Source organism: Solibacillus sp. NPDC093137 (genome assembly GCF_050280445.1).
Taxonomy (GTDB): domain Bacteria; phylum Bacillota; class Bacilli; order Bacillales_A; family Planococcaceae; genus Solibacillus; species Solibacillus isronensis_B.
Genome location: NZ_JBNNVH010000003.1, coordinates 98,149 through 120,001 on the forward strand (window position 1 = coordinate 98,149; position 21,853 = coordinate 120,001).

Sequence of the window (21,853 nt, forward strand, 5' to 3'; positions counted from 1 at the left end):
GGGGGTATTCGATGAGTCCGGAAACTGTTGGTGTATTGGTTATCATTTCAGTATTTATATTAATGTTTATGCGTGTTCCAATTGTATTGTCGATGGCTATGCCCGCCTTTTTTGCCATTATGTATTTGAAAAATGAAAAGGTATTGTTCACAGCTATTGAAAGTATTGCATGGGATCGCAGTTACAACTATACATTAAGTACTATTCCGCTATTTGTATTAATGGGACAATTTTTATTCCAGGCAGGATTTACGGATGAATTATTTGCGACGTTCCGCAAATTTTTCGGACGTATTCGAGGAGGATTAGGTTTAGCAACAATTGCTGCTTCAGCTGTTTTCGCTTCTTCTTCTGGATCTAGTTTAGCGACAACGAGTACGATTGGACTAGCTGCCGCAAAAGAGATGGAGAAGGCTAATTATTCAAAAGTATTGTCGGGTGGTTCCATCGTTGCCGGGGGGACGCTCGGGATTCTAATACCACCAAGTACGATGTTCATTATTTATGGTGTTATTACAGAGCAGTCCATCGGAAAACTTTTAATTGCCGGGATTATTCCGGGAATTTTACTGACATTATTATTTGGGTTAACAATTCTTATTATGACAAAAATCAGACCGGAAATGGGTGGAGATAAGTTAGACGAGCCTGTTCCACTTAGAGAAAAATTACTCGCGTTAAAAGTAAATATATGGATTATTTTATTATTCATCGTAGTTATGGGTGGGATTTATGCGGGGTACTTCACTGCAACGGAAGCAGCAGGTATTGGGGCTTTCGGTTCCTTTGTTATTGCTCTGCTACGTAGAAAACTGACGCTTGCAAAATTTTCGGAGGCAATTTTCGGTACGTTGAAAACGACTGGTTTCATATTTGCAATCGTTATCGGTGCCTTCCTGTTAAACTATGTATTGACGATTACACGAGTTCCAAACTTATTGGCTGATTTCTTATTCTCAGCTGATTTATCACCATTTACATTCTTCTTGCTCATGATTGTAATGTACCTGATTCTTGGTGCAATTATGGATACATTAGCGATGATTGTCGTAACAATTCCAATACTTTTACCGACATTAATCGCCTATGATTTTAATCTAATCTGGTTTGGGGTTATTATTGTATTACTTGTCGAAGTAGCATTAATTTCACCACCTGTCGGCATGAACTGTTTCGTATTGAGAGGTGTTGTGAAGGAACTGGATTTAGGAAGCATATTTAAAGGAGCCATTATTTTCATGATTCCGATTGTTACGTTAATTTTCGTTCTTTATGCATTCCCGGAAATTGCTACATTTTTACCTGATTTAGTTAAAGGATAGGAGGGAATGATTTGAAGGTCAATTCAGTTTTGGGAGAGCTTCATATTGATGACCTTGGCTACACATTAGTACATGAGCATATGCGGACAAGGTCAGAAGCGGTGGCTGTACAATTTCCACACCTGTATGATGAGCAGGAGGAATTTGAATTAGCGAAAAAACAAGTGCTTGGAGCGAAAGCTTACGGCGTAAAAACAATTTTCGATCCGACCGTTATGGGGCTTGACCGGGATGTAAAGCTAATGGAGAAAATCTCAAAAGAAACAGGTGTTCAAATTATTGCTGCAACAGGAGTTTATACATTTGATACACTGCCTACACGGTTTGCTGTGAATGATGTTGATTTTCTGGCGGAGCAATTTGTGAGAGATATTGAAGTAGGCATTCAAAATACTCCGATCAAAGCGGGTTTCCTGAAATGTGCAACGGATGTACAAGGGATTACGCCTGGTGTAGAAAAGGTTATTCGAGCAGTAGCAAGAGCACATCTGCAAACAGGAAAGCCCATTATGACGCATTCGCATCCGGCAACGGAAACGGGATTGAGACAAATTGAAATCTTTGAACAAGAAGGCGTCGATTTATCAAAAGTACTCATCGGACATTGTGGCGATACGGATAATATTGACTATATTCAAAGAGTACTAGATTATGGCGTGTTTATCGGTATGGACCGCTATGGTATTTCAAGAGTGCTTTCAACACAAAAGAGGAATGAAACAGTACTCCAGCTGTTGGATAAAGGGTATGAAAATCGTATTTTCCTGTCACAGGATTATTGCTGTACAACGGATATGTACAAACCGAATGATTTGAAAAAGCATGTTCATCCAGACTGGTCCATGACCTATTTACTCGAAACTGTTATCCCTGTGCTAAAAGAGCATGGGGTGACAGATAAACAGCTCGAGACAATAATGGTGGACAATGTAAAAAGATGGTTCAAAGCTATTTAATTTATTCACTTAGAACTGCCTAAACGTTCATTTTATAGCGTTTAGGCTTTTTTTATTTCTAGTATAATAATAGATTAATTGCAACATGTCCCGATAATTATAAATGAAAGATAGAAATTTCTTGTTATACTATAGAGAGGGGATTCGAAAGAAATGTTATAACACCTAGTGAAGCGGGGGAGAAAACTATTGTTAAAATTATTGGTTTCAGGTTCTTATCCGTTAGTTGATTATGTAAAAGATGAAATTCAAAAACGCAGGGACAGCGTACAAAATTTAGTAGTACAAGAAGTGAGCTCATTACATATTTTAAATCACCCGAATTATATAAATAATGACGATATTTTAATTTGCGGAGTAGTGCTGGCGGAACGTTTAAAGAAATTGAATGTTCGCGGCTATATTGTTCCGTTACGTGTTCAAACACAAGACTTTATAAAAGCATTAATGGAAGCTTCGAAATATTCGAAAAAAGTATGTGTCGTCAATTATTATAAAGAATTTATAAACGAAGATAAAAATTATAATGAAGTGAAACTAAAAGAAATACTTGGATTAAATATCGAACAACATGTTTACACTTCGGCTGAAAATGCAGAAGAAGTCGTAAAAGAATTAAGTAAAGATACACAAAACGTTATTATTGGTTCAGGGCTAATTGTAAATTTGGCAAAGAAGCATGGCATGAAAGGTATATTATGGTATGACCAGGAAACAATCCAATTGGCGGTCGGAATTGCATTTGATATTTTAAGAGCAAAAGTGCTGGAGAGAAGTAATCAGAAGCGCCAAAGCATTGTAATGGAAAATTTCCATGACGGAATCATCAGCTTGAATCAAATGAACCGGATCATTAATATCAATCAGGCCGCAATTAAAATTCTGGAATTGGAACAGGACAAGAACTACGAGTCGAATTATATTTCAGAAATTTTAGATAAAGGTGAACTGCTGGAAGAGATTTTATCACCGAAAGAAGCAAAGGACAGTATTTTAAAATATAAGAACAAATCGCTTATGATGGATAAGCATATAATTCACGTCGATAAAACAGTTGATGGAAATATTATTATCTTATCCGATATTGAAGCACTGCAGCAAAAAGAAAATAAAGTAAGAAGAAAGCTGAATAAAAAATACGAAGGGGCAATTTATACATTCGATGATATTATTGGTCAGAGTAACCAAACGATCAAAGCGAAAATGAAGGCTCAGAAATTTGCCAGAGCAGATGCGAATGTATTGATTTTAGGGGAGTCAGGAACCGGAAAAGAATTATTTGCTCAAAGTATTCATAATGCCAGCAACCGATTTAACCAGCCGTTTATTGCAGTAAACTGCGCAGCAATTCCGGAAAATTTACTGGAAAGTGAGTTTTTTGGCTATAGCGAGGGAGCATTCACAGGGGCGATTAAAGGCGGGAAACCCGGTCTGTTCGAAATTGCCCATAATGGAACATTGTTTTTAGATGAAATCGGTGAACTGCCATTAAGCATGCAAGCGAAACTGTTGCGCGTATTGCAGGAAAAAAATGTTCGCCGTGTCGGAGCTTCAACATCTGTACCGGTTGATGTACGTATTATTTCGGCAACGAATGTTAACTTAATCGAAGGTGTAAGATCCAAAGAATTTAGAATGGATTTATATTACCGGATTGCGGTTCTTAACTTATTTTTACCGGATTTAAACAAGCGGAAAGAAGATATCGGATTACTGTTACGTAATTACACGAATAAAAACTATAAGCGACTAAGCCCTATAATTGATAAATATTTCGATTCATTAGTTTCTATATTGGAAAGCCATAATTGGGAAGGAAACGTAAGGGAATTCGAAAATACAATCGAAAGGCTGTTCGCATATATTGGCCCGGACAACGAAATTGAAGAAAATCTCATCATCGAATACTTAGAAGAATCAATAAAAGAAAATGAATACTTACTATATGAAACACAATCGATTAATGAAACGTTTCAGCAGACAATGAAAGAAATTGAAGTGCTGAAAATCAAAGAAATTCTCGAACAGACAAACGGGAATAAAAAAGAAGCAGCCGATATACTCGGAATTAGTAGAAGTACGCTGTGGAGAAAAATGAATGAATTTAATTTGAAATAATATAGAAGACTCTCTAGTGGAATGACACTGGAGAGTTTTTTTGTTGAAACTAATTCGTTTCAATTATGAAACACCATGAAATAACTGTGCAAAAGTTCTTTATTTATAAGCGGTCTATAAAGGGGGAGAACGAAAAAAACAAAAGAAAATACAGCTTTTTGCTGAAAAAATGATGTTTGGCACGCGTTTTGCTTTATAGAAAGTGTAACCAATAAATATATGATGCAGATGAAAGGTGTGTTAGCCATCGTGACAAATGAAGTGTTGACGTTAAATAATTTAGACGCATTATTTAATCCAAAAAGTATTGCGATTATCGGGGCATCTCCTGATTCGAAAAAAATTGGAGGCAGACCTTTAAGCTATCTACAAAACTACGGATATAAAGGCGACGTTTATCCAATCAACCCGAAGTATGACGAGATTAATGGTTTAACATGCTTTCACGACATTTTAAGTGTAGAAAACTCAGTGGATGTTGCCATCATCGCATTACCGAGTTCTGCCGTAATTGAAAACCTGGAAAAGTGTGCAAAGCAAGGTGTAAAATCTGTTGTCATTTTCAGTGCGGGCTTTGGAGAAATCGGTCAAGAAGGTGAACTGGAACAGCAAAAAATTGTACAAATTGCCAAGCAATACGGCATCCGAGTACTCGGTCCAAACTGCCTCGGTTTGTTCAATGTCCAATTAGGATTTTACGGTACATTTTCAACAATTATTGAAGATGAAAAACCGCTGGACAGCAAAATCGGGTTTGTCAGTCAAAGTGGCGCATTCGGTTCTCACGTTTTTACACTGGCAAGACAGCAAAATATCGGATTCAGCTATTTTATCGCAACAGGAAACGAGGCAGATGTGGATGTAGCCGATTGTATTGAATATTTGGCGACGGATCCAAACACGAATGTCATTGCCTGCTATATCGAAGGCGTAAAAGACGGAAATAAACTGATCAATGCGTTCAAGCTTGCAAAAGAAAACAATAAGCCTGTTATCGCACTGAAGGTTGGTACGACGGAAGTTGGAATGAAAGCGGCCATGTCGCATACCGGTTCGATTGTTGGTTCGGATGCTGTTTTCGATACAGTATTCAGTCAAAGCGGTGTTTACCGTGCAACGACAATCGACGAATTTTTGGATGTTACATATGTCGCTTCCCAACTGCCATCACCAAAAGGAAACCGGGCAGCAGTGTTTACAATTTCCGGAGGTGTAGGGATTATGCTGGCAGATCAGCTGGCAGAACGCGGCTTTACATTGCCTGAAACACCGGATGATGTAAAAGAGAAACTAAAGGCAATACTGCCGATTGCAGGCACGCAAAATCCGATTGATACGACAGCGCAAATTTCGTATATCCCGACGTTGCTTGAGGATTTTATTGATGCAGTACTATCTAGCGGCTCCTATGATACGGCCGTTGTTTTCCTAGGATTTGCAGGATTAAAGCATGATTCGATTAAAGAACGAATTGAAACATTGAGAAGGATGAAGGATAAATTCCCGCATATCCCTCAAATAACGGTCACAATCAATAGTCCGCAATCGAGCCTGGCCTTTAGGGAGGCAGGGGTACCGGTAATTCAGGATCCGACGAGAGCTGTCATTGCATTAAGGGCAATGAAGGATTTTGGTGAATTTAGCAATGGAAATTTTGAACAAGTAATCCCGAATATGAATGCCGATTTAACAGGGCTTAGCGGTGATTTAACGGAATATACGAGCAAAAAATTCCTGCAGCAGTTTGATTTACCGATTACGAAAGAACAGCTCGTCACAACCGAGCAGGAAGCGATAGAAATATTAAAGGATTTCCAATACCCGCTTGTACTAAAAGGGATGTCCCCGCAAATATTGCACAAAACGGACAAAGGGCTTGTCAGTCTAAACATTACATCAGAAGAACAAGCGATTGAGGAATTCAATAAATTAAAAGCCATTATTGAAGCAACGCCAAATGCAACATTTGAAGGGATATTGATCCAGGAAATGATTAAAGGCGACTTTACCGAAATGTTTGTCGGCTCCAAGCGTGACCCGATTTTCGGGCAGATGGTCATTGTCGGTCTTGGCGGTATTTATATCGAAGTGTTAAAAGATATTTCAATGCGAAAAGCACCTGTTTCCCGTGAACAGGCGAAAGAGATGATTGAAGAGCTCAGTGCAAGTCAGGTACTGCAAGCATACCGCGGAAAAAAAGCGCGTGATATCGATGCATTAAGCAAGTTGATTTCCGACTTCAGTAAAGTAATTGCAACAGTTGAAGAGGATATTCTGGAAGCAGATTTAAATCCCGTTATGGTTTTCGATGAAGGTCACGGAGTTAAAATTGCGGACGGCTTAATTACGCTTAAAAACTAGTAAACTAATAAATTACGTTAATAGAGGAGAGAACAGTTATGGATTTTCGTATTCCTGAAGACACACAAGAAATTATCGGTGCATTAAAGCAATTTGTGGAGAAAGTAGTTATCCCGTTGGAGGAAGCAAATCGTGATGTTTTATATAACTCGCGAAACTATTACTTAGAAGATGGCCGCCGTTCCCCGAAAGTGGAGGAACTGCGAAAAACTGTACGAATGGAATCGGCAAGAGCCGGGTTTTATACAATGTTCGGCGATAAAGAGCTTGGCGGTGAACAATTAGGACCGGTTACATCTTTACTTGTAGCGGAAGCACTGAACAAATTATATCCAAACCGAAAACTAATCGAGCATGTCATTATCCCTTCACCTTTCACAAATGGATTGACGCCTGTATTGACAGGACTGCAGCCTGCGCTGAAAGAAAAGTATTTGCCGGGTATTGCGAGCGGTGAAAAAACACTTTGCTTCGGTTTAACAGAACCAGATGCCGGGTCGGACGTTTGGGGAATTAAAACACGTGCTGTAAAAGACGGTGACACATGGGTGATCAATGGTGCGAAACAATGGATTTCACATGCTGCGCACTCCGATTACTGTATGTTATTTGCAGTGACAAATCCTGAACTTGTCGCACAGCGAAAAGGCGGTATCTCTTGTTTCTTCGTGGAAACAGGCTGGGAAGGATTCAATGTCGATTCAGTTATTCCGACAATGGGTTCACTTGGCGGCGATGCAACGATTTTAAGTTTCGATAATCTACGCGTTCCTCATGAACATGTGATCGGCGAAGTAGACAATGGATTCACAAAAGCAATTCACGGTATTAATAACGGCCGATTAGGTATGAGCGGTAAATGTATCGGTTCCGCACAATGGGCATTAAAGAAAGCAGTAGAATACGCAAACATTCGTCAAACATTCGGTAAAAAAATTGGCGAACACCAAATGATTCAAGTAATGTTGGCAGATTGTGCAATGGATATTTACGCAGCTCGCAATATGGCATTACACTGTGCATGGAAGATTGAAAATTCGGAAAAAACTCCGGCGAAAGAAATTTCAATGGTGAAAGCATATTGTACGGAAATGATGGGCCGTGTTTATGACAAAGCGATCCAAATTCATGGTGGCGTTGGTATTTCCAATGAACTGGAGCTTGAAGAAGGCTTCCGTTTAGCAAGAACACTTAGAATTCCTGACGGGACTTCGGAAATCCACCGTCGTACAGTAGCGAAAAGTCTGTTAAAAGGTGACTTGAATTTCAGCTAAAAAACATAGGAAAAGGGAGGCTTATACATGTCAAACGAAATCGTAAAAGAAAAGGCTGTATTAGTAGAAAAGAAAGGGAGAATTGCCTACGTCATTTTAAATCGTCCAGAGAAATTAAATGCATTGAACGCAGATTTATTCAGAGATTTGGATTATGCGCTTGATGATCTGGAACATGACGACAGTGTAAGCGTACTCATTATTAAAGGAAGCGGCCGTGCATTCAGTGTTGGTTATGACGTGGAAAAATACAAATCGCCATCTGTCATTGAAGACAAAAATAATCTGGAGCAATATACACGCAGATGGCTGCGTATTTGGGAATATCCGAAGCCGATCATTGCCCAAGTACATGGTTATGCCCTTGCTGGAGGTACACAGCTTCTTGCAAGCTGCGATATTGTTATTACCGATGAAGATACACAATTCGGGTTCCCTTCACTTCCGCTTGGCGGAGGTTTCGTAGGAATTTACTGGGGCTGGCATATCGGTCATCAGCGCGCTAAAATGCTCGACTTAACAGCAGGCAGCCGAATTTCAGGGCGTGAAGCGGAGCAGTACGGAATTGCGGCGAAATGTGTGAACTCAGGTGAACTGGAAGAGGAAACATTAAAAATTGCTAAAGGCATCGCGAAAACACCGCTCGATATTTTGAAACTGAAAAAGCAGGCGCACAACCGCATTATGGATTTACAAGGCTTCCGTACAGGTGTCATGTTCGGTCCTGAGCAAGATGCGATTATCCATACAGCAGACGGCATCAAGCTAGTTCAGCAAAAGATTTCGGAGCTTGGATTAAAAGGAGCCATCCAATGGTTTAATGAGCAGGAAGTTTAGGCATTTTCAAATTTCCTCACTTTCTTTGCAAAGGAGAATTTTATGCGCTTTCAGCAAAAGGTAGCCCTGATCACGGGCGGGGCGAATGGGATCGGTGCCAAGACGGCCTCTTTGTTGGCACAGGAAGGGGCACATCTTGTATTGCTCGACTGGAATGAAACGAAGCTTGAAGAAACAGCCGGGCAGTTACGCACTGCGGATGTTGAAGTGCTGACATTCAAAGTTGACATTACGGACAAAACGCTCGTAAACGAAGCCGTATCTAAAGCGATCGCCCATTTTAAGAAAATCGATATTTTAATTAACTGTGTCGGCATTTTACAAGACAATCTACTGCCGAATTTGAAAGAAGAAGAATGGGATACAGTCATTAACATTAATTTAAAAGGGGCTTTCCTCATTACACAGACTGTAGCTCCTTATATGGTGGAACAAAACAGCGGTAAAGTGGTCCTTATTTCATCTCAGGCTGCATTGGGAGCTAAAGGACGAGTGAACTACGCCGCAGCAAAAGCAGGCATACAAGGAATGGTCCGCACATTGGCAATTGAATTAGGACCGGACAATATTAATGTAAACGGTGTAGCGCCCGGATTTATCGACACCGAGATGAGTGCCGTATCCGAAAGCCTTGCAAAAAATCGGGGGATTGAAGATTTCCAAAAAATGAAGCAGACGATGATCAGTCAAAACCCGATTCGACGTACCGGGAAACCGGAAGATATCGCCTACACAATATTGTTTTTAAGCTCCGACGAAGCGAGCTACATTACGGGCCAAACGATTTATGTAACAGGAGCTCCATAAAAAGAGGTGAATCAGGTGAAAATCTTAAGCATTAGCGGTACTTTAGTCGGTTCAAAAACGAGCTTATTAACAAAAAAGCTATCTGAAGATTTGCAGCACAAAATGCCGAATACCGAAATGGAATTTCTCGATTTAAAAGACGTTCAGTTAGAATTTTGTGCAGGTAAACCAATTGATCAATACAATAGGGATACGCAAAAAGTAATTGGAAAAATCGCAGAGGCAGATGCGTATATTATTGGAACGACAATCTTGCATGGCTCGATGCCGGGCGTTTTAAAAAATCTGTTTGAGCTCGTGCCGGTTGAACATTTTGCCGATAAATGTGTGTTATTTGCAGCAACAGGCGGAAACTCACTGCATTATCTTGCTATTGAAAGTTCGGTGAAGCCAGTTGCCAATTACTTGAAAATGTTTGTATTACCGGAATATATTTTTGCGACATCTTCGGACTTCAATGAGAAAAATGAACTGACGGATAAAGTTCAGCAGGAAATGAACGCTATCCTGGAAAAATATGTGATGTATATAAGCAAATTAATGAAATGAAGAAGAGGAGGAATAAATATGAATGATGTACAGACAAACACAGAACAACTTTTTAAAGAGGTGATGGGAAGCTATCCTTCTGGTGTAACTGTTGTAACAACGGTAGATGCGAATAATCAACCGGTCGGGTTAACTGCCAATTCCTTTGTATCGGTTTCAATCGATCCATTACTGATTTTATGGTGTATCGACAAAAAATCAACAAGTTACGCAGCATTCGAACACTCCGACTATTTCACGGTAAATATTTTAGCTGCTGACCAGGGAGATGCTTGTTGGGCATTTGCCAGCAAAAAGGAGCCGGACCGCTTCAGTAAGTGTTCTTGGAAATTATCCGAAAATAAAGTACCGGTCATTAAAAATGCTTTCGCTAATTTAGAGTGTAAAAAGTACAATGTCGTCGATGCTGGCGACCATTATATTTTAATCGGTCAAGTAGTAAATATTCATAAGGCGGATAAAGAAGCAATGCTCTATTACAAACGAAATCTTGGTGCGGTTCCCGAATCATTTGGCAAATAAAAGGAGTGAGTTGATGAACCCAAATTACTCGTACTGGAATGAAAAAATCGCGCACTATTTAGCTGACGATCCTGAATTTCTGAAAATTTACAAAAGCTTTTCCGAAGCACCCTGGAGAAATGGCCACCTGGATGATGTCACAAGAGAACTGATTAATATTGCGCTTAGTGCATCACCGACCCACTTGAATATGACAGCAGCACAACACCATATCCGCAAAGCGCTGCTATTAGGTGCCACTAAAGAGGAAATTGCCGAAGTATTGAAAGTTGTCAGCATTTTAGGTGTTCATACATGTGCTGTAGGCATACCGTTAATGATGAAACATTATACGAAATCAGAAGAAAAGTCTGGTTATACAGAAGAACAGCAGGCGCTTAAAGATAAATTTATCGCGACAATGGGTTACTGGAATGATTTCAGGGATGATCTGATCCATATGGATACTGAATATTTCGATGCGTATTACGAATTTCTAACAATCCCGACGAGAAGAGGAATTTTGCAACCGAAATTAATCGAATTTATTTATATTGCGATCGATTCATCGACAACACACCTGTTTGAAAAAGGTATTGAAGTACATTTGAAAAATGCCATCAAGTATGGTGCAACACAAGGTGAGCTGCTTGAAGTATTTCAATTAACGTCATCTATTGGTTTTCATACATTGCTTGAGACATTGCCGATTCTTGAAGAGGAAGTAAAAGAATCCGCACTTAGCAAAAAATAAATGGCTTATGTTTGCCTATTCATTTTCCCCGAATGACAGGCAAAAGATTTATATTGGATTCCTCTTGAAAATATAAAATGAAAAGCTTAACGAATGACTCGGCTAAACGTGTTGGACCAAAGTGTGACGTAAATATTAAAAAGTGATGTGAAATGTTAAGCAGATTCACTTAATCAATCCCCTAGTTAAGTGAACACGGATGATCATACACCTTTCTTTTTAATAAAAACTCCCTATCTATCAACTAACAATAGATAGGGAGTTTATTTAAGACAAATACTGTTTACGAGGAAGAATTTACATGATCTGCTGTTGTTATTTCAATGCTATCTTGATTGTTAATAACCTTCAGCTCATTTTGTTCCAGTAAATAGTTTAAATAACTTAAAGTTTGCATCACTTGGGTTTTAGCTTTTGCAATGTCCTTATTGTAAATCTCCTGAATGATGGATGAGAAAGTTTTCGGTTTCTCCGATAAAAGTACCGATAATTGCTGCAGCCTTTTTAAATGCTTATTACGGTTTGTCTCGATTAAGGCGTTAAAGTTTTCAATAATATCGCCGTGTCCCGATAAGACAAGATTACAAGAGAGGTCTTTTATTTTATCCAAAGAATGAAAATAGCTTTTTAAAGGATTGAAATGATCATTTTCAATAATCAGGACAGGATTGAAATCCCGGATTAAATGGTCGCTTGCGAAAAGTACAGATGAAGCTTCATCGTAAAAACAGTACAGATCGTTCGAATGTCCTGGGGTTGCGATCGCTTGGAAGGTGGAAGAACCGATGTTTATTGTATCGCCGTCTTCAAATGTTTCATCGATTTCAAAATCATGAGCTTGTTGCTCATCAATCAAATGTTTAGGTGAGTATGGATAGACATAACCATATTGGGCAGCAGCATCGATTAAGCCAGTATTTTTCGGGCTATTTTTTAAAGTTACTAGTTTTTCTTTACAATGTTGTGAAGCAATGATTTTTACATCGGTTAATTGCTGTAAATAGTGGCAGCAACCGATATGGTCAGTATGTGTGTGGGAGAGCAGAATATGGGATATGGGCTTTTCTAATCGATTGATTAATTGTTTCCAGAAAAGCAGAGTTTCTTTGTTATTTTCTCCTGTATCAATAAGCAGGTAGGAGTGTTCCTGTTCAATTAAATAACAGTTCACTTCTGAATTGTATATACACGGTAATGTTATTTTGAAAATGGTATTCGTAAGTTGCTTGATCATTTTCTACACCTCTTTTGGAATGAATGAAAAGTACAATTCTTTTTATTATTATACATAAATTGTACTTGAAGTATCGTTTATTCTTAAAAAAAGATAAGTACAAATGGTGAAAGCAAGTTTACGAGTATAAAAATAGATGCAAAAAATTTAAATGGTAGAGGAGAGATTAGGATGGATTTTAGATTAAGTGAAGATATCGAACTATTACGTGAAGGGGTTCGCAAATTTATATATGAAGAAGTAGAGCCGGTTGCAATGGAAATTGAGGAAAACGACCAGATTCCGGAACATATTGTTGAAATGTCAAAGGATATGGGGCTGTTCGGTTTAAGCATTCCGGAGCAATATGGCGGACTTGAACTCGATATGGTCGGAAAGTGTGCCATTTTTGAAGAAATCGGAAAAACGCATAACGGTTATACAACATTAATCGGGGCACATAACGGCATTGGCAGTGTAGGAATTATCGAACTCGGAAATGAGCAGCAAAAGCAAAAGTATCTTCCTAAAATGGCGACCGGCGAATGGATCGGAGCATTTGCTTTAACAGAACCGACAGCAGGATCGAATGCATTAAGCATGAAAACGACAGCTGTTAAAAAAGGTGATAAATATATTTTAAATGGTTCAAAACATTATATTACAAATGCAGTTGATGGACATGTTTTTACCGTAATGGCAGTAACGGACCGTGAAAAAGGTGCAAAGGGTATTACATCATTCATCGTGGAAAAGGACATGCCAGGGTTTGTCCTTGGAGCAGTAGAAAACAAAATGGGCTTGCGAGGTTCCCATTCGGCCGAGCTGTTCTTCGACAACTTGGAAGTGCCGGCAGAAAACGTGCTAGGTGAAGAAGGCATGGGCTATGTGAATGCACTGAAAATATTAGCAAACGGCCGCGCAGGATTAGCTGCCCGTAACTTAGGATCATGCGAGAAATTATTGGAACATTCAATCAGCTATGCCCATGAGCGTGAACAATTCGGTCAGCCGATTATCGAGTTCCAGGCAGTACAGCATATGCTAGCTGAAATGAGCATGCAAACAGAAGCATTACGTGCATTAACATATAAAGTCGCTTGGCAGACGGACCAAGGCGTTCGAAATGTGAAAGAGTCGGCAATGGTCAAACTGTTCGCTTCAGAAGTTTACAACAAAGTAGCCGATCTTGCCGTACAGATTCACGGTGGTATGGGCTATGTAAGAGATTATCCGATTGAACGCTATTACCGCGATGCAAGAATAACGAAAATTTATGAAGGTACATCGGAAATTCAGAAAAATATTATTAGCGGCGAACTGCGCAGAGCATTTAAAGGCAGTAAGTTAGCGGTAAGGTAATTGATTACGCAGCAAAGAACAGGAGAGATCACGTGAGACTACCATTGGAAGGATTTAAAGTACTGGATTTGTCCCGGACACTGGCAGGACCTTATGCAACAATGATGCTTGCCGATATGGGAGCGGATGTTATCAAGGTGGAAGAACCGTCTTCTGGCGACGAATCAAGAAGATTTACGCCACCAAAGTGGAATGACGAAAGTTGCTACTACTTAGCGGCTAATCGCAATAAAAGAGGGATAACGGTCAATTTAAAATCTTCGGAAGGCATTGAGATTATTAAAGAGCTCGTAAAGGACGCTGACGTTCTTGTTGAAAACTTCCGGACTGGGACGATGGAAAAACTCGGCCTAGGTTATGAAACATTAAAAGAAATTAATCCGAAGCTAATATTTTGTTCCATTTCGGGATTCGGACGTACGGGGCCCGAAAAAAACCGCGCCGGCTACGATGTTCTGTTGCAGGCATTCGCAGGTCTGATGAGTATTACCGGTGAGGAGGACAGACCGGCTAAAGCAGGGATGTCCATTGCGGATTTAACGACAGGCATGTTTGCGGCATTTGGCATTGTGAGTGCGCTGCATGCATCAAAAAGTACAGGAATCGGTCAGTACTTGGATATCAGTTTACTCGATAGCCAAGTGGCGCTATTAAATCATATGGCAGTCGGCTACATGGCTGAGGGTACGTACCCGAAACGCATGGGTACTGCACATGGTTCACTCGTACCGTATCGGGCATTCAAGACCGGCGATCATGATGTCGTTATCGCGGTTGCAAATGATGGTCTATGGAATAAAATGTGCACAGCATTAGGATGGACCGATATGGAAAACGAAGAGAAATTCAAGCTAAATGCCGATCGTGTGAAATACCGTGATGAACTGGAAACAATGATTCAAGAACGTTTCCTTCAAATGTCCAGTGAAGAAATTACAGGAAAACTCGATCGTGCGGGCGTGCCATGTGGTCCAATTCAAACAATTGATCAAGTATTAAAGCACCCGCAAGTCATTGCACGAGAAATGATGATCGATATAGAGCATCCGAATGTGCCGAATTTAAAAGTACCTGCATTTCCGGTGAAATTCTCGGAAACGAAGCCTCAAGTCAGATATGCCCCTCCTTTATTGGGAGAGCATTCGGAAGAAGTATTGCGCAGTCTCGGATACAGTGATGAAAAAATTAGAGAACTCATTAAAAACAATGTAATTTAATAATCTCCTACGAATGGAAAGGTGGAAAAGGTATGTATGTTAACGGTGAATGGATTCAAACGGATTCTATTTTGGAAGTGCTTAATCCTGTAGATGGTCAAAAGGTAGGAGAAGTTTTTCAAGTTGGAAGCGAAGAAACAAAAGAGGCGATTGATGCAGCAAGCGAAGCGTTCAAACAATGGTCGAAGCTAACGGCAGACACGCGCGCCAATTACTTGCATCAACTGGCGGATCAACTCGTCGAACGAAAAGAACACTTTGCCCAAATCATTACGAAGGAGATGGGAAAACCGATTGTCAATGCACGTTATGAAGTGGATAGCGCGGTATCTTACTTCAAATGGTTTGCCGAAGAAGCGCGTCGCGTATATGGAGAAATTATTCCGAGTCCTGTACCGAATAAACGAATTTCTGTTATTAAACAACCATTAGGCGTAGTTGCGGCAATTACTCCGTGGAACTTCCCGCTATCGATGGTTGCACGGAAACTGGGACCGGCATTGGCGGTAGGTTGCACAGTCGTACTTAGACCTTCAAGGGAAGCACCACTATCTTCACTGGAACTTATTAAATTAATGGATGAAATCGGTTTTCCGAAAGGTGTCGTCAATTTACTAATCGGCGGAACTAACGATATCGTCGGTCCGATTATGGAAAGCAAAACGGTAAGAAAGGTCACGTTTACCGGCTCAACGGATGTCGGTAAGATCCTCGTAAAGCAGGCGGCCGACACGTTAAAGAGAGTTTCGATGGAGCTTGGCGGACATGCACCTTTTATCGTGTTCGAAGATGCTGATCTTGATCTCGCGGTTGAAGGGGCTATTAAAAGTAAATTCTCTTCTGCCGGTCAGCAATGTGTTTGTTCAAACCGCATTTATGTCCATGAAACGATCTATGATGAATTTGCCCGTAAATTTACGGAGCGTTCGAAAGCACTCGTTGTCGGTGATGGCATCGATGAATCAACGAATATCGGTCCTTTAGTAAACGAAGCGGCAGTTGAAAAAGTAGATAGCCAAGTACAGGATGCAGTCGCTAAAGGCGCATTAGTTTTGTGCGGAGGCAATAATTACAATGAAGGGACTCTTTCGAAAGGAAGCTTCTATGCACCGACCGTACTCGGCAATGTAACCGAAGAAATGGTCATCACTTATGAGGAAACATTCGGACCTGTTGCACCGCTTATTAAATTCAGCGACGAAGATGAAGTAATCCAAAAAGCGAATGATATTGAATACGGACTAGTGGCCTACTTCTATACAAATGATGGGTCCCGTGTGCACCGAGTTGCAGAAAAATTGGAATACGGCATGGTCGGCATTAATGATGCAGCGCCATTTACAGCCCAGGCACCGTTCGGAGGTATTAAAGAAAGTGGATCCGGCAGAGAAGGCGGCAGACAGGGAATCGAAGACTATATCGATATTAAAACGATTTCCCACCAGATTCAATTATAAATATTCTTTACTAAATCAAGGCGGGGCTGCAAAATAGGGCGCTCCGCTTCGATTATACAGAAGTTGATATGAATGGAACGTTTACTATGAAAGACAACGGTAAAAAGAACAATTTAGTTTAACCTACACAATTATTCATTTCGCTTCTCACAATTTTTCTAAACACGAGTGAACATACCTTTAACTAAATTAATGCGGGGTGGATACATGCTTACAACAATAAATTTAATTTTGTTCTTGCTCGTTGCAGGTTATGCACTGTATTTATTAGGACACCTATTATACAGTCGCTATTCTTATATTAAATTAGGGAAAAAAACGGAGTTCGATTTACAGTTAAAAGAGCGTTTGAATACAGTATTAGTTAATGTAGTGGGCCAAAAGAAACTATTTAAAGATAAGAAAAGCGGCATCATGCACTTTATCTTATTTTACGGATTTATTATTATTCAAGTCGGTCTGATCGAGATTATCCTTAAAGGCTTTATTGAAGGATATGAACTTCCATTTGGAAATTTTCATAAGTACTTCAGCTTTTTGCAGGAGTGGACAGTATTTTTCATGCTAGCTGCAGTGCTTTATGGTTTTTATAGAAGATATTTTGAGAAGCTGGCGAGACTGCAATGGAAACGTGACGGAAAAGCATTGTTTGTTTATATTGGTTTAAGCGCATTGACGCTTTCCATTTTCCTCATGCTTGCTTTTGAAGCGGTCATGATTGGCAAAGAATCTGATTTTACCTATGCGCCATTTTCCAGCATATTGGCCATTGCTTTTAGCTCGTTAAGTGAGATGAGCAGCACGATACTATTTTACAGTTTTTGGTGGGTTCACATTTTATCGGTATTTGCCTTTATGGTGTTTGTTCCACAGTCTAAACAGGCACATGAAATTTTTGCAGCCATCAATGTCTTTTTCAAAAAAGTTGGCCCTAAAGGAAAACCGAAGAAGATTGATTTTGAAGATGAAGAGGCGGAATCATTCGGCGTCGGAAAAATTGAAGAATTTACTCAGGCACAGCTAATCGATTTGTATGCTTGTGCAGAATGCGGGCGCTGTACGAATATGTGTCCAGCATCAAATACGGGCAAAACTCTTTCTCCGATGAATCTCATCATAAAAATGCGAGATCACTTAACAGAAAAAGGGGCAGTGGCTACTTCAATAAAGCCATGGGTACCGGCCTTTGCATTCAGTAATTCGCATGGCAATCAGCTTGCAATGCAAGGGGCTTCGAATATCCCGGTAGAAATGCCAAGTTTAATCGGCGATGTCATTACGGAAGAAGAACTTTGGGCATGTACTACTTGCCGTAATTGTGAAGATCAATGCCCGGTAATGAACGAACATGTGGATAAAATTATCGATTTGCGCCGTTACTTAACAATGACGGAAGGACGTGTGCATTCGGATGCGCAGCGTGCAATGAACAATATTGAACGACAAGGAAATCCTTGGGGTCTAAACCGCAAAGAAAAAGAAAATTGGCGTGATCTTGATCCATCGGTTATCATTCCTACAGTAAAAGAACTGAAAAAACTTGAGGAAGAGTTTGAGTATTTATTTTGGGTAGGATCGATGGGGTCATTTGATAATCGTTCGCAGAAAATAGCACTTTCATTTGCTCGTTTGTTAAATGAGGCGGGCGTAAAGTTTGCGATATTAGGGAATCTGGAAAAAAATTCAGGAGATACCCCGCGTCGGCTAGGGAATGAATTTTTATTCCAGGAGCTTGCGACTGCAAATATTGAAATGTTTGAAAAATATAATGTGAAAAAGATTGTTACGATTGATCCGCATGCTTATAACATTTTCAAAAATGAATATCAGGATTTTGGTTGGGATGGGGAAGTACTGCATCATACGGAAATGCTGTACGACCTAATTAGTACATCCCGTTTATCGTTGGAACATGAAGTAAAGGAAACGATTGTTTTCCACGATTCCTGTTATTTAGGGCGATACAACGATGTATATGATGCACCGAGGGAAATTCTGAAATCCATTCCGGGAGTGAAGCTGGTGGAGATGGAACGAAACCGCGAAAACAGCATGTGCTGCGGTGCAGGCGGCGGTTTAATGTGGATGGAAGAAAAAGAAGGGTCCCGCATCAATGTTACGCGTACAGAACAGGCATTGGAAACGAATGCTTCAGCCATTTCATCCGGCTGTCCATATTGTTTAACAATGCTGACAGACGGTACGAAGGCAAAAGAAGTGGAAGATACTGTCGGCACTTACGATATCGCCGAGCTAGTTGAACGATCGGTATTAGGGGAACGTACCCCGGCAGAACAAATGAATCCAAAAGAGCTTGTGTACAATTAAACGTAAAGAGGCTGAAGGGTTAATTCCTTACAGTCTTTTTTTATAGAAGAGGTTTTCTAATAAAACTGAAAATGTTCTAATATCATGGAAAATCTTCTAATAATATTCGTAAGTTCTAAATAATTGGTAACTGTTCTAATAAAACCCCCCGCTTCTTTAAGAGACATATTTTAACAAAAAATATATAGTAAAACAAAGGGGGAAGCGAAATGAGAATTTTTGATGCACATTTTCATATTATCGATTATCAGTTTCCGATTATTGAAAGTCAGGGGTATATGCCGCCAAGCTATGACGTTGCAGCTTACAATAAGGAAACAAAAGATCTATCAATTAAAGGCGGAGCAATTGTTTCGGGCTCATTTCAAGGATTTGACCAGACATATTTACTGCATTCATTGAAGAAACTTGGACCGGCATTTTGCGGCGTAACCCAATTGCCGTATACGGTGTCCGACGAAGAAATTGAAGCACTGCACAAAAGTGGAGTGAGAGCATTGCGCTTTAACATTAAACGCGGAGGCTCGGAAGATTTATCGAAGCTTGATTATTTTGCAAGACGTGTGCATGAATTGGTCGGCTGGCATAGCGAGCTGTATATTGATGCGAAAGAACTGCCTGAAATAGCTGCAACCATTGAAAAATTACCGGCGATCTCCATCGATCATTTAGGGTTATCCGAAGAAGGGCTGCCGCATTTACTGAAGCTGGTCGATAAAGGGGTTCGTGTGAAAGCGACAGGTTTTGGCCGTGTCGAATTGAATGTACAAAAAGCACTGCAGGAGGTATACAGCATTAACCCGGATGCACTGATGTTCGGAACGGACTTGCCGTCAACCCGGGCAAAAAGGCCATTTGAGGTTGCTGATATTACACTGATCCAGCAACTTTTCGATGAACAGGCTAGCGATAAGATTTTATATTCGAATGCGTCGGCATGGTATTTTGGAAAATAATAAAAATTAGTGGTAAATCTAATGAGTATCACCAAAATAATTATAGAAAGATAGTAACATTCATGGTAAGGATGTTTTGAAATAGCATAATATGGGTAATTTCTCTTCAATGTATTTAAAGAGGTGAATATATGAAAGGGAAATATTTTTCGAATACTGTATTTACAGTTTCAGCAGTATTTATTTTAATCTGTGTTATTTTTGGTAGCATCGCACCAGATGCCTTCAGTAATGTTGCTACATATTTATTTGGTTTGACAACCGACTATTTTGGCTGGTTTTACTTGCTCTCCGTTTTTATTATTATTGTATTTCTATTAGTGCTGGCTATTTCCAAGTATGGGAAAATCCGTTTAGGAGGAAAAGATGCACAACCGGAATTTAAATTCCATACATGGATTGCGCTGTTATTTGCAGGGGGCCTTGGAATTGGGTTAGTTTTCTGGGGTGTGGCCGAGCCGATGAGTCATTACTTTAAAACACCATTTAACGATGTCCAGGCGCAAACAACGGATGCTGCCCGTCTCGCAATGGGCTATGCCTTTTTCCACTGGGGGATTAGCCAATGGTCCGTATTTGCGATTATTGGATTAGTTATGGCCTATATGCAGTTCAATAAAAAAAGAGATTTGTTAATATCTACAGCGTTAGAGCCTGTCACAGGAACAAATCAGGGCATTAAAAATACAGTTGATATATTGGCTGTTATTGCTACAGTAATGGGTGTTGCCACATCAATTGGATTAGGTGTTTTACAAACAAACGGCGGTTTAAATGCCGTCTTTAACACACCGATTTCAATTTGGGTACAGCTAGCAATTATAGGTGTAGTTTTCATTGGATATATGGCATCTTCTATAAGCGGCCTGCAAAAAGGGATTCGTATATTGAGTAATGTAAACATGTACTTAGCCTTGATTTTACTAGTATTTGTTTTTGTTACAGGCCCTACAGTTTTCATATTGGAAAGTTTCGTTTTAGCAATCAGTGATTATATTACGAATTTTGTGCAGTACAGCTTACGTTTGCAGCCGTATGCAGGGGGAACGTGGGTGAAGGATTGGACAATTTTCTATTGGGCGTGGGCAATTGCCTGGTCACCTTTTGTCGGGTCTTTCGTAGCGCGCGTATCGAGAGGGCGTACAATTCGTGAATTTATCGTCGGCGTTTTAATCATTCCGCCGGTTATTTCTTGTTTCTGGATTGCGGTATTTGGCGGTTCAGCACTTTACTTTGATTTGAACAAAGGCACAACAATTGCCGAAGCAGTTGATACTGATTTGACTGTCGCATTATTTCTAATGCTGGAACAGCTTCCGTTAACAACGATCGCCTCGATATTAGGGATTGTTTTAATTGTTATTTTCCTTATTACATCAGGGGATACAGCGACATTTATTATGGCAAGCATGACGGATAAAGGGACGATGAACCCTCATAATCGATTAAAAGTAATTTGGGGTGTTTTAATTGCTGCGATTGCAAGTGTACTATTGTTTTCAGGCGGGCTCGAAGCTTTGCAAACAGCTTCACTCATATCAGCCCTTCCATTTACAGTCGTCATGCTCTTACTCATTGTTTCCTTCTTCAAAATGATCCGACATGAAGTCATTCCTATTACGAAGCGGGATGTCCGTCGTCATAAACGAATTATGGAGCATATCGAAAAAACTGAAAATAAACCCAAAAAATAAATCGTAAAACGGGTACTGCTCACTAACAGGTGAAGCGGTACCCGTTTTTTAGCAATCATAGTTATAATATGTATAATAATTTTTATTTAGAAGATTTTTTATGAAATAAAGTTTAATCACAAATGAGGCGGGTAATTGTTAGGGGAA

17 protein-coding genes are annotated in these 21,853 nt (G+C 39.9%); 16 read left to right on the forward strand and 1 reads right to left on the reverse strand.

The features are described from left to right. The first annotated feature begins 11 nt into the window (after positions 1-11). The 10 genes from ACQKN3_RS13510 to ACQKN3_RS13555 all read left to right on the forward strand — a co-directional run bounded on the left by ACQKN3_RS13510 (position 12) and on the right by ACQKN3_RS13555 (position 11,479). A complete protein-coding gene (locus ACQKN3_RS13510) occupies positions 12-1,322 on the forward strand; it encodes a TRAP transporter large permease (protein WP_427712194.1) in 1,311 nt (436 codons plus the stop codon). Between the two features lie 11 nt (positions 1,323-1,333). Beyond that, complete coding sequence (locus ACQKN3_RS13515) at positions 1,334-2,278, forward strand: phosphotriesterase family protein (RefSeq protein WP_427712197.1); 945 nt, start codon at positions 1,334-1,336, stop codon at positions 2,276-2,278. Between the two features lie 189 nt (positions 2,279-2,467). Next, positions 2,468-4,396 (forward strand): sigma 54-interacting transcriptional regulator, encoded by a 1,929-nt coding sequence (locus ACQKN3_RS13520; protein ID WP_008406100.1) that lies wholly within the window; start codon positions 2,468-2,470, stop codon positions 4,394-4,396. A gap of 249 nt (positions 4,397-4,645) precedes the next feature. Next, positions 4,646-6,757 carry an acetate--CoA ligase family protein gene (locus ACQKN3_RS13525; RefSeq protein ID WP_427712200.1) on the forward strand — a complete coding sequence of 704 codons (2,112 nt, stop codon included), beginning with the start codon at positions 4,646-4,648 and terminating at the stop codon, positions 6,755-6,757. 38 nt (positions 6,758-6,795) lie between these two features. Next, positions 6,796-8,031: an acyl-CoA dehydrogenase family protein gene (locus ACQKN3_RS13530; RefSeq protein WP_008406097.1), complete on the forward strand. Its 1,236-nt coding sequence runs from the start codon at positions 6,796-6,798 to the stop codon at positions 8,029-8,031. Positions 8,032-8,058: 27 nt separating this feature from the next. Next, entirely contained in the window at positions 8,059-8,868 is an 810-nt protein-coding gene (locus ACQKN3_RS13535) for an enoyl-CoA hydratase-related protein (RefSeq protein ID WP_008406096.1), read from the forward strand. Positions 8,869-8,910: 42 nt separating this feature from the next. Continuing rightward, positions 8,911-9,675: an SDR family NAD(P)-dependent oxidoreductase gene (locus ACQKN3_RS13540; protein WP_427712204.1), complete on the forward strand. Its 765-nt coding sequence runs from the start codon at positions 8,911-8,913 to the stop codon at positions 9,673-9,675. Positions 9,676-9,690: 15 nt separating this feature from the next. Next, positions 9,691-10,224, forward strand: coding sequence for an NADPH-dependent FMN reductase (locus ACQKN3_RS13545; protein ID WP_427712207.1), 534 nt, complete (start codon positions 9,691-9,693; stop codon positions 10,222-10,224). Between the two features lie 18 nt (positions 10,225-10,242). Then, the gene (locus ACQKN3_RS13550; RefSeq protein WP_427712210.1) at positions 10,243-10,746 is read left to right on the forward strand and encodes a flavin reductase family protein; all 504 of its coding nucleotides are present in this window, start codon (positions 10,243-10,245) and stop codon (positions 10,744-10,746) included. A gap of 13 nt (positions 10,747-10,759) precedes the next feature. Beyond that, the gene (locus ACQKN3_RS13555) at positions 10,760-11,479 is read left to right on the forward strand and encodes a carboxymuconolactone decarboxylase family protein (RefSeq protein WP_427712213.1); all 720 of its coding nucleotides are present in this window, start codon (positions 10,760-10,762) and stop codon (positions 11,477-11,479) included. Positions 11,480-11,762: 283 nt separating this feature from the next. Here the strand turns inward: ACQKN3_RS13555 and ACQKN3_RS13560 are convergent, their stop codons facing one another. Then, positions 11,763-12,713 carry an MBL fold metallo-hydrolase gene (locus ACQKN3_RS13560; protein ID WP_427712216.1) on the reverse strand — a complete coding sequence of 317 codons (951 nt, stop codon included), beginning with the start codon at positions 12,711-12,713 and terminating at the stop codon, positions 11,763-11,765. Between the two features lie 171 nt (positions 12,714-12,884). Between ACQKN3_RS13560 and ACQKN3_RS13565 the strand changes: the two genes are divergently transcribed. The 6 genes from ACQKN3_RS13565 to ACQKN3_RS13590 all read left to right on the forward strand — a co-directional run bounded on the left by ACQKN3_RS13565 (position 12,885) and on the right by ACQKN3_RS13590 (position 21,706). Then, positions 12,885-14,054 carry an acyl-CoA dehydrogenase family protein gene (locus tag ACQKN3_RS13565; protein WP_008406088.1) on the forward strand — a complete coding sequence of 390 codons (1,170 nt, stop codon included), beginning with the start codon at positions 12,885-12,887 and terminating at the stop codon, positions 14,052-14,054. A 32-nt stretch (positions 14,055-14,086) separates the two neighbouring features. After that, a complete protein-coding gene (locus ACQKN3_RS13570; protein ID WP_427712219.1) occupies positions 14,087-15,271 on the forward strand; it encodes a CaiB/BaiF CoA transferase family protein in 1,185 nt (394 codons plus the stop codon). 32 nt (positions 15,272-15,303) lie between these two features. After that, a complete protein-coding gene (locus tag ACQKN3_RS13575) occupies positions 15,304-16,728 on the forward strand; it encodes an NAD-dependent succinate-semialdehyde dehydrogenase (protein ID WP_427712221.1) in 1,425 nt (474 codons plus the stop codon). 207 nt (positions 16,729-16,935) lie between these two features. After that, positions 16,936-19,056 carry a (Fe-S)-binding protein gene (locus ACQKN3_RS13580; RefSeq protein ID WP_427712224.1) on the forward strand — a complete coding sequence of 707 codons (2,121 nt, stop codon included), beginning with the start codon at positions 16,936-16,938 and terminating at the stop codon, positions 19,054-19,056. Between the two features lie 209 nt (positions 19,057-19,265). Beyond that, entirely contained in the window at positions 19,266-20,012 is a 747-nt protein-coding gene (locus tag ACQKN3_RS13585; protein ID WP_251690160.1) for an amidohydrolase family protein, read from the forward strand. A 131-nt stretch (positions 20,013-20,143) separates the two neighbouring features. Next, a complete protein-coding gene (locus ACQKN3_RS13590) occupies positions 20,144-21,706 on the forward strand; it encodes a BCCT family transporter (protein ID WP_427712227.1) in 1,563 nt (520 codons plus the stop codon). Positions 21,707-21,853 lie beyond the last annotated feature (147 nt).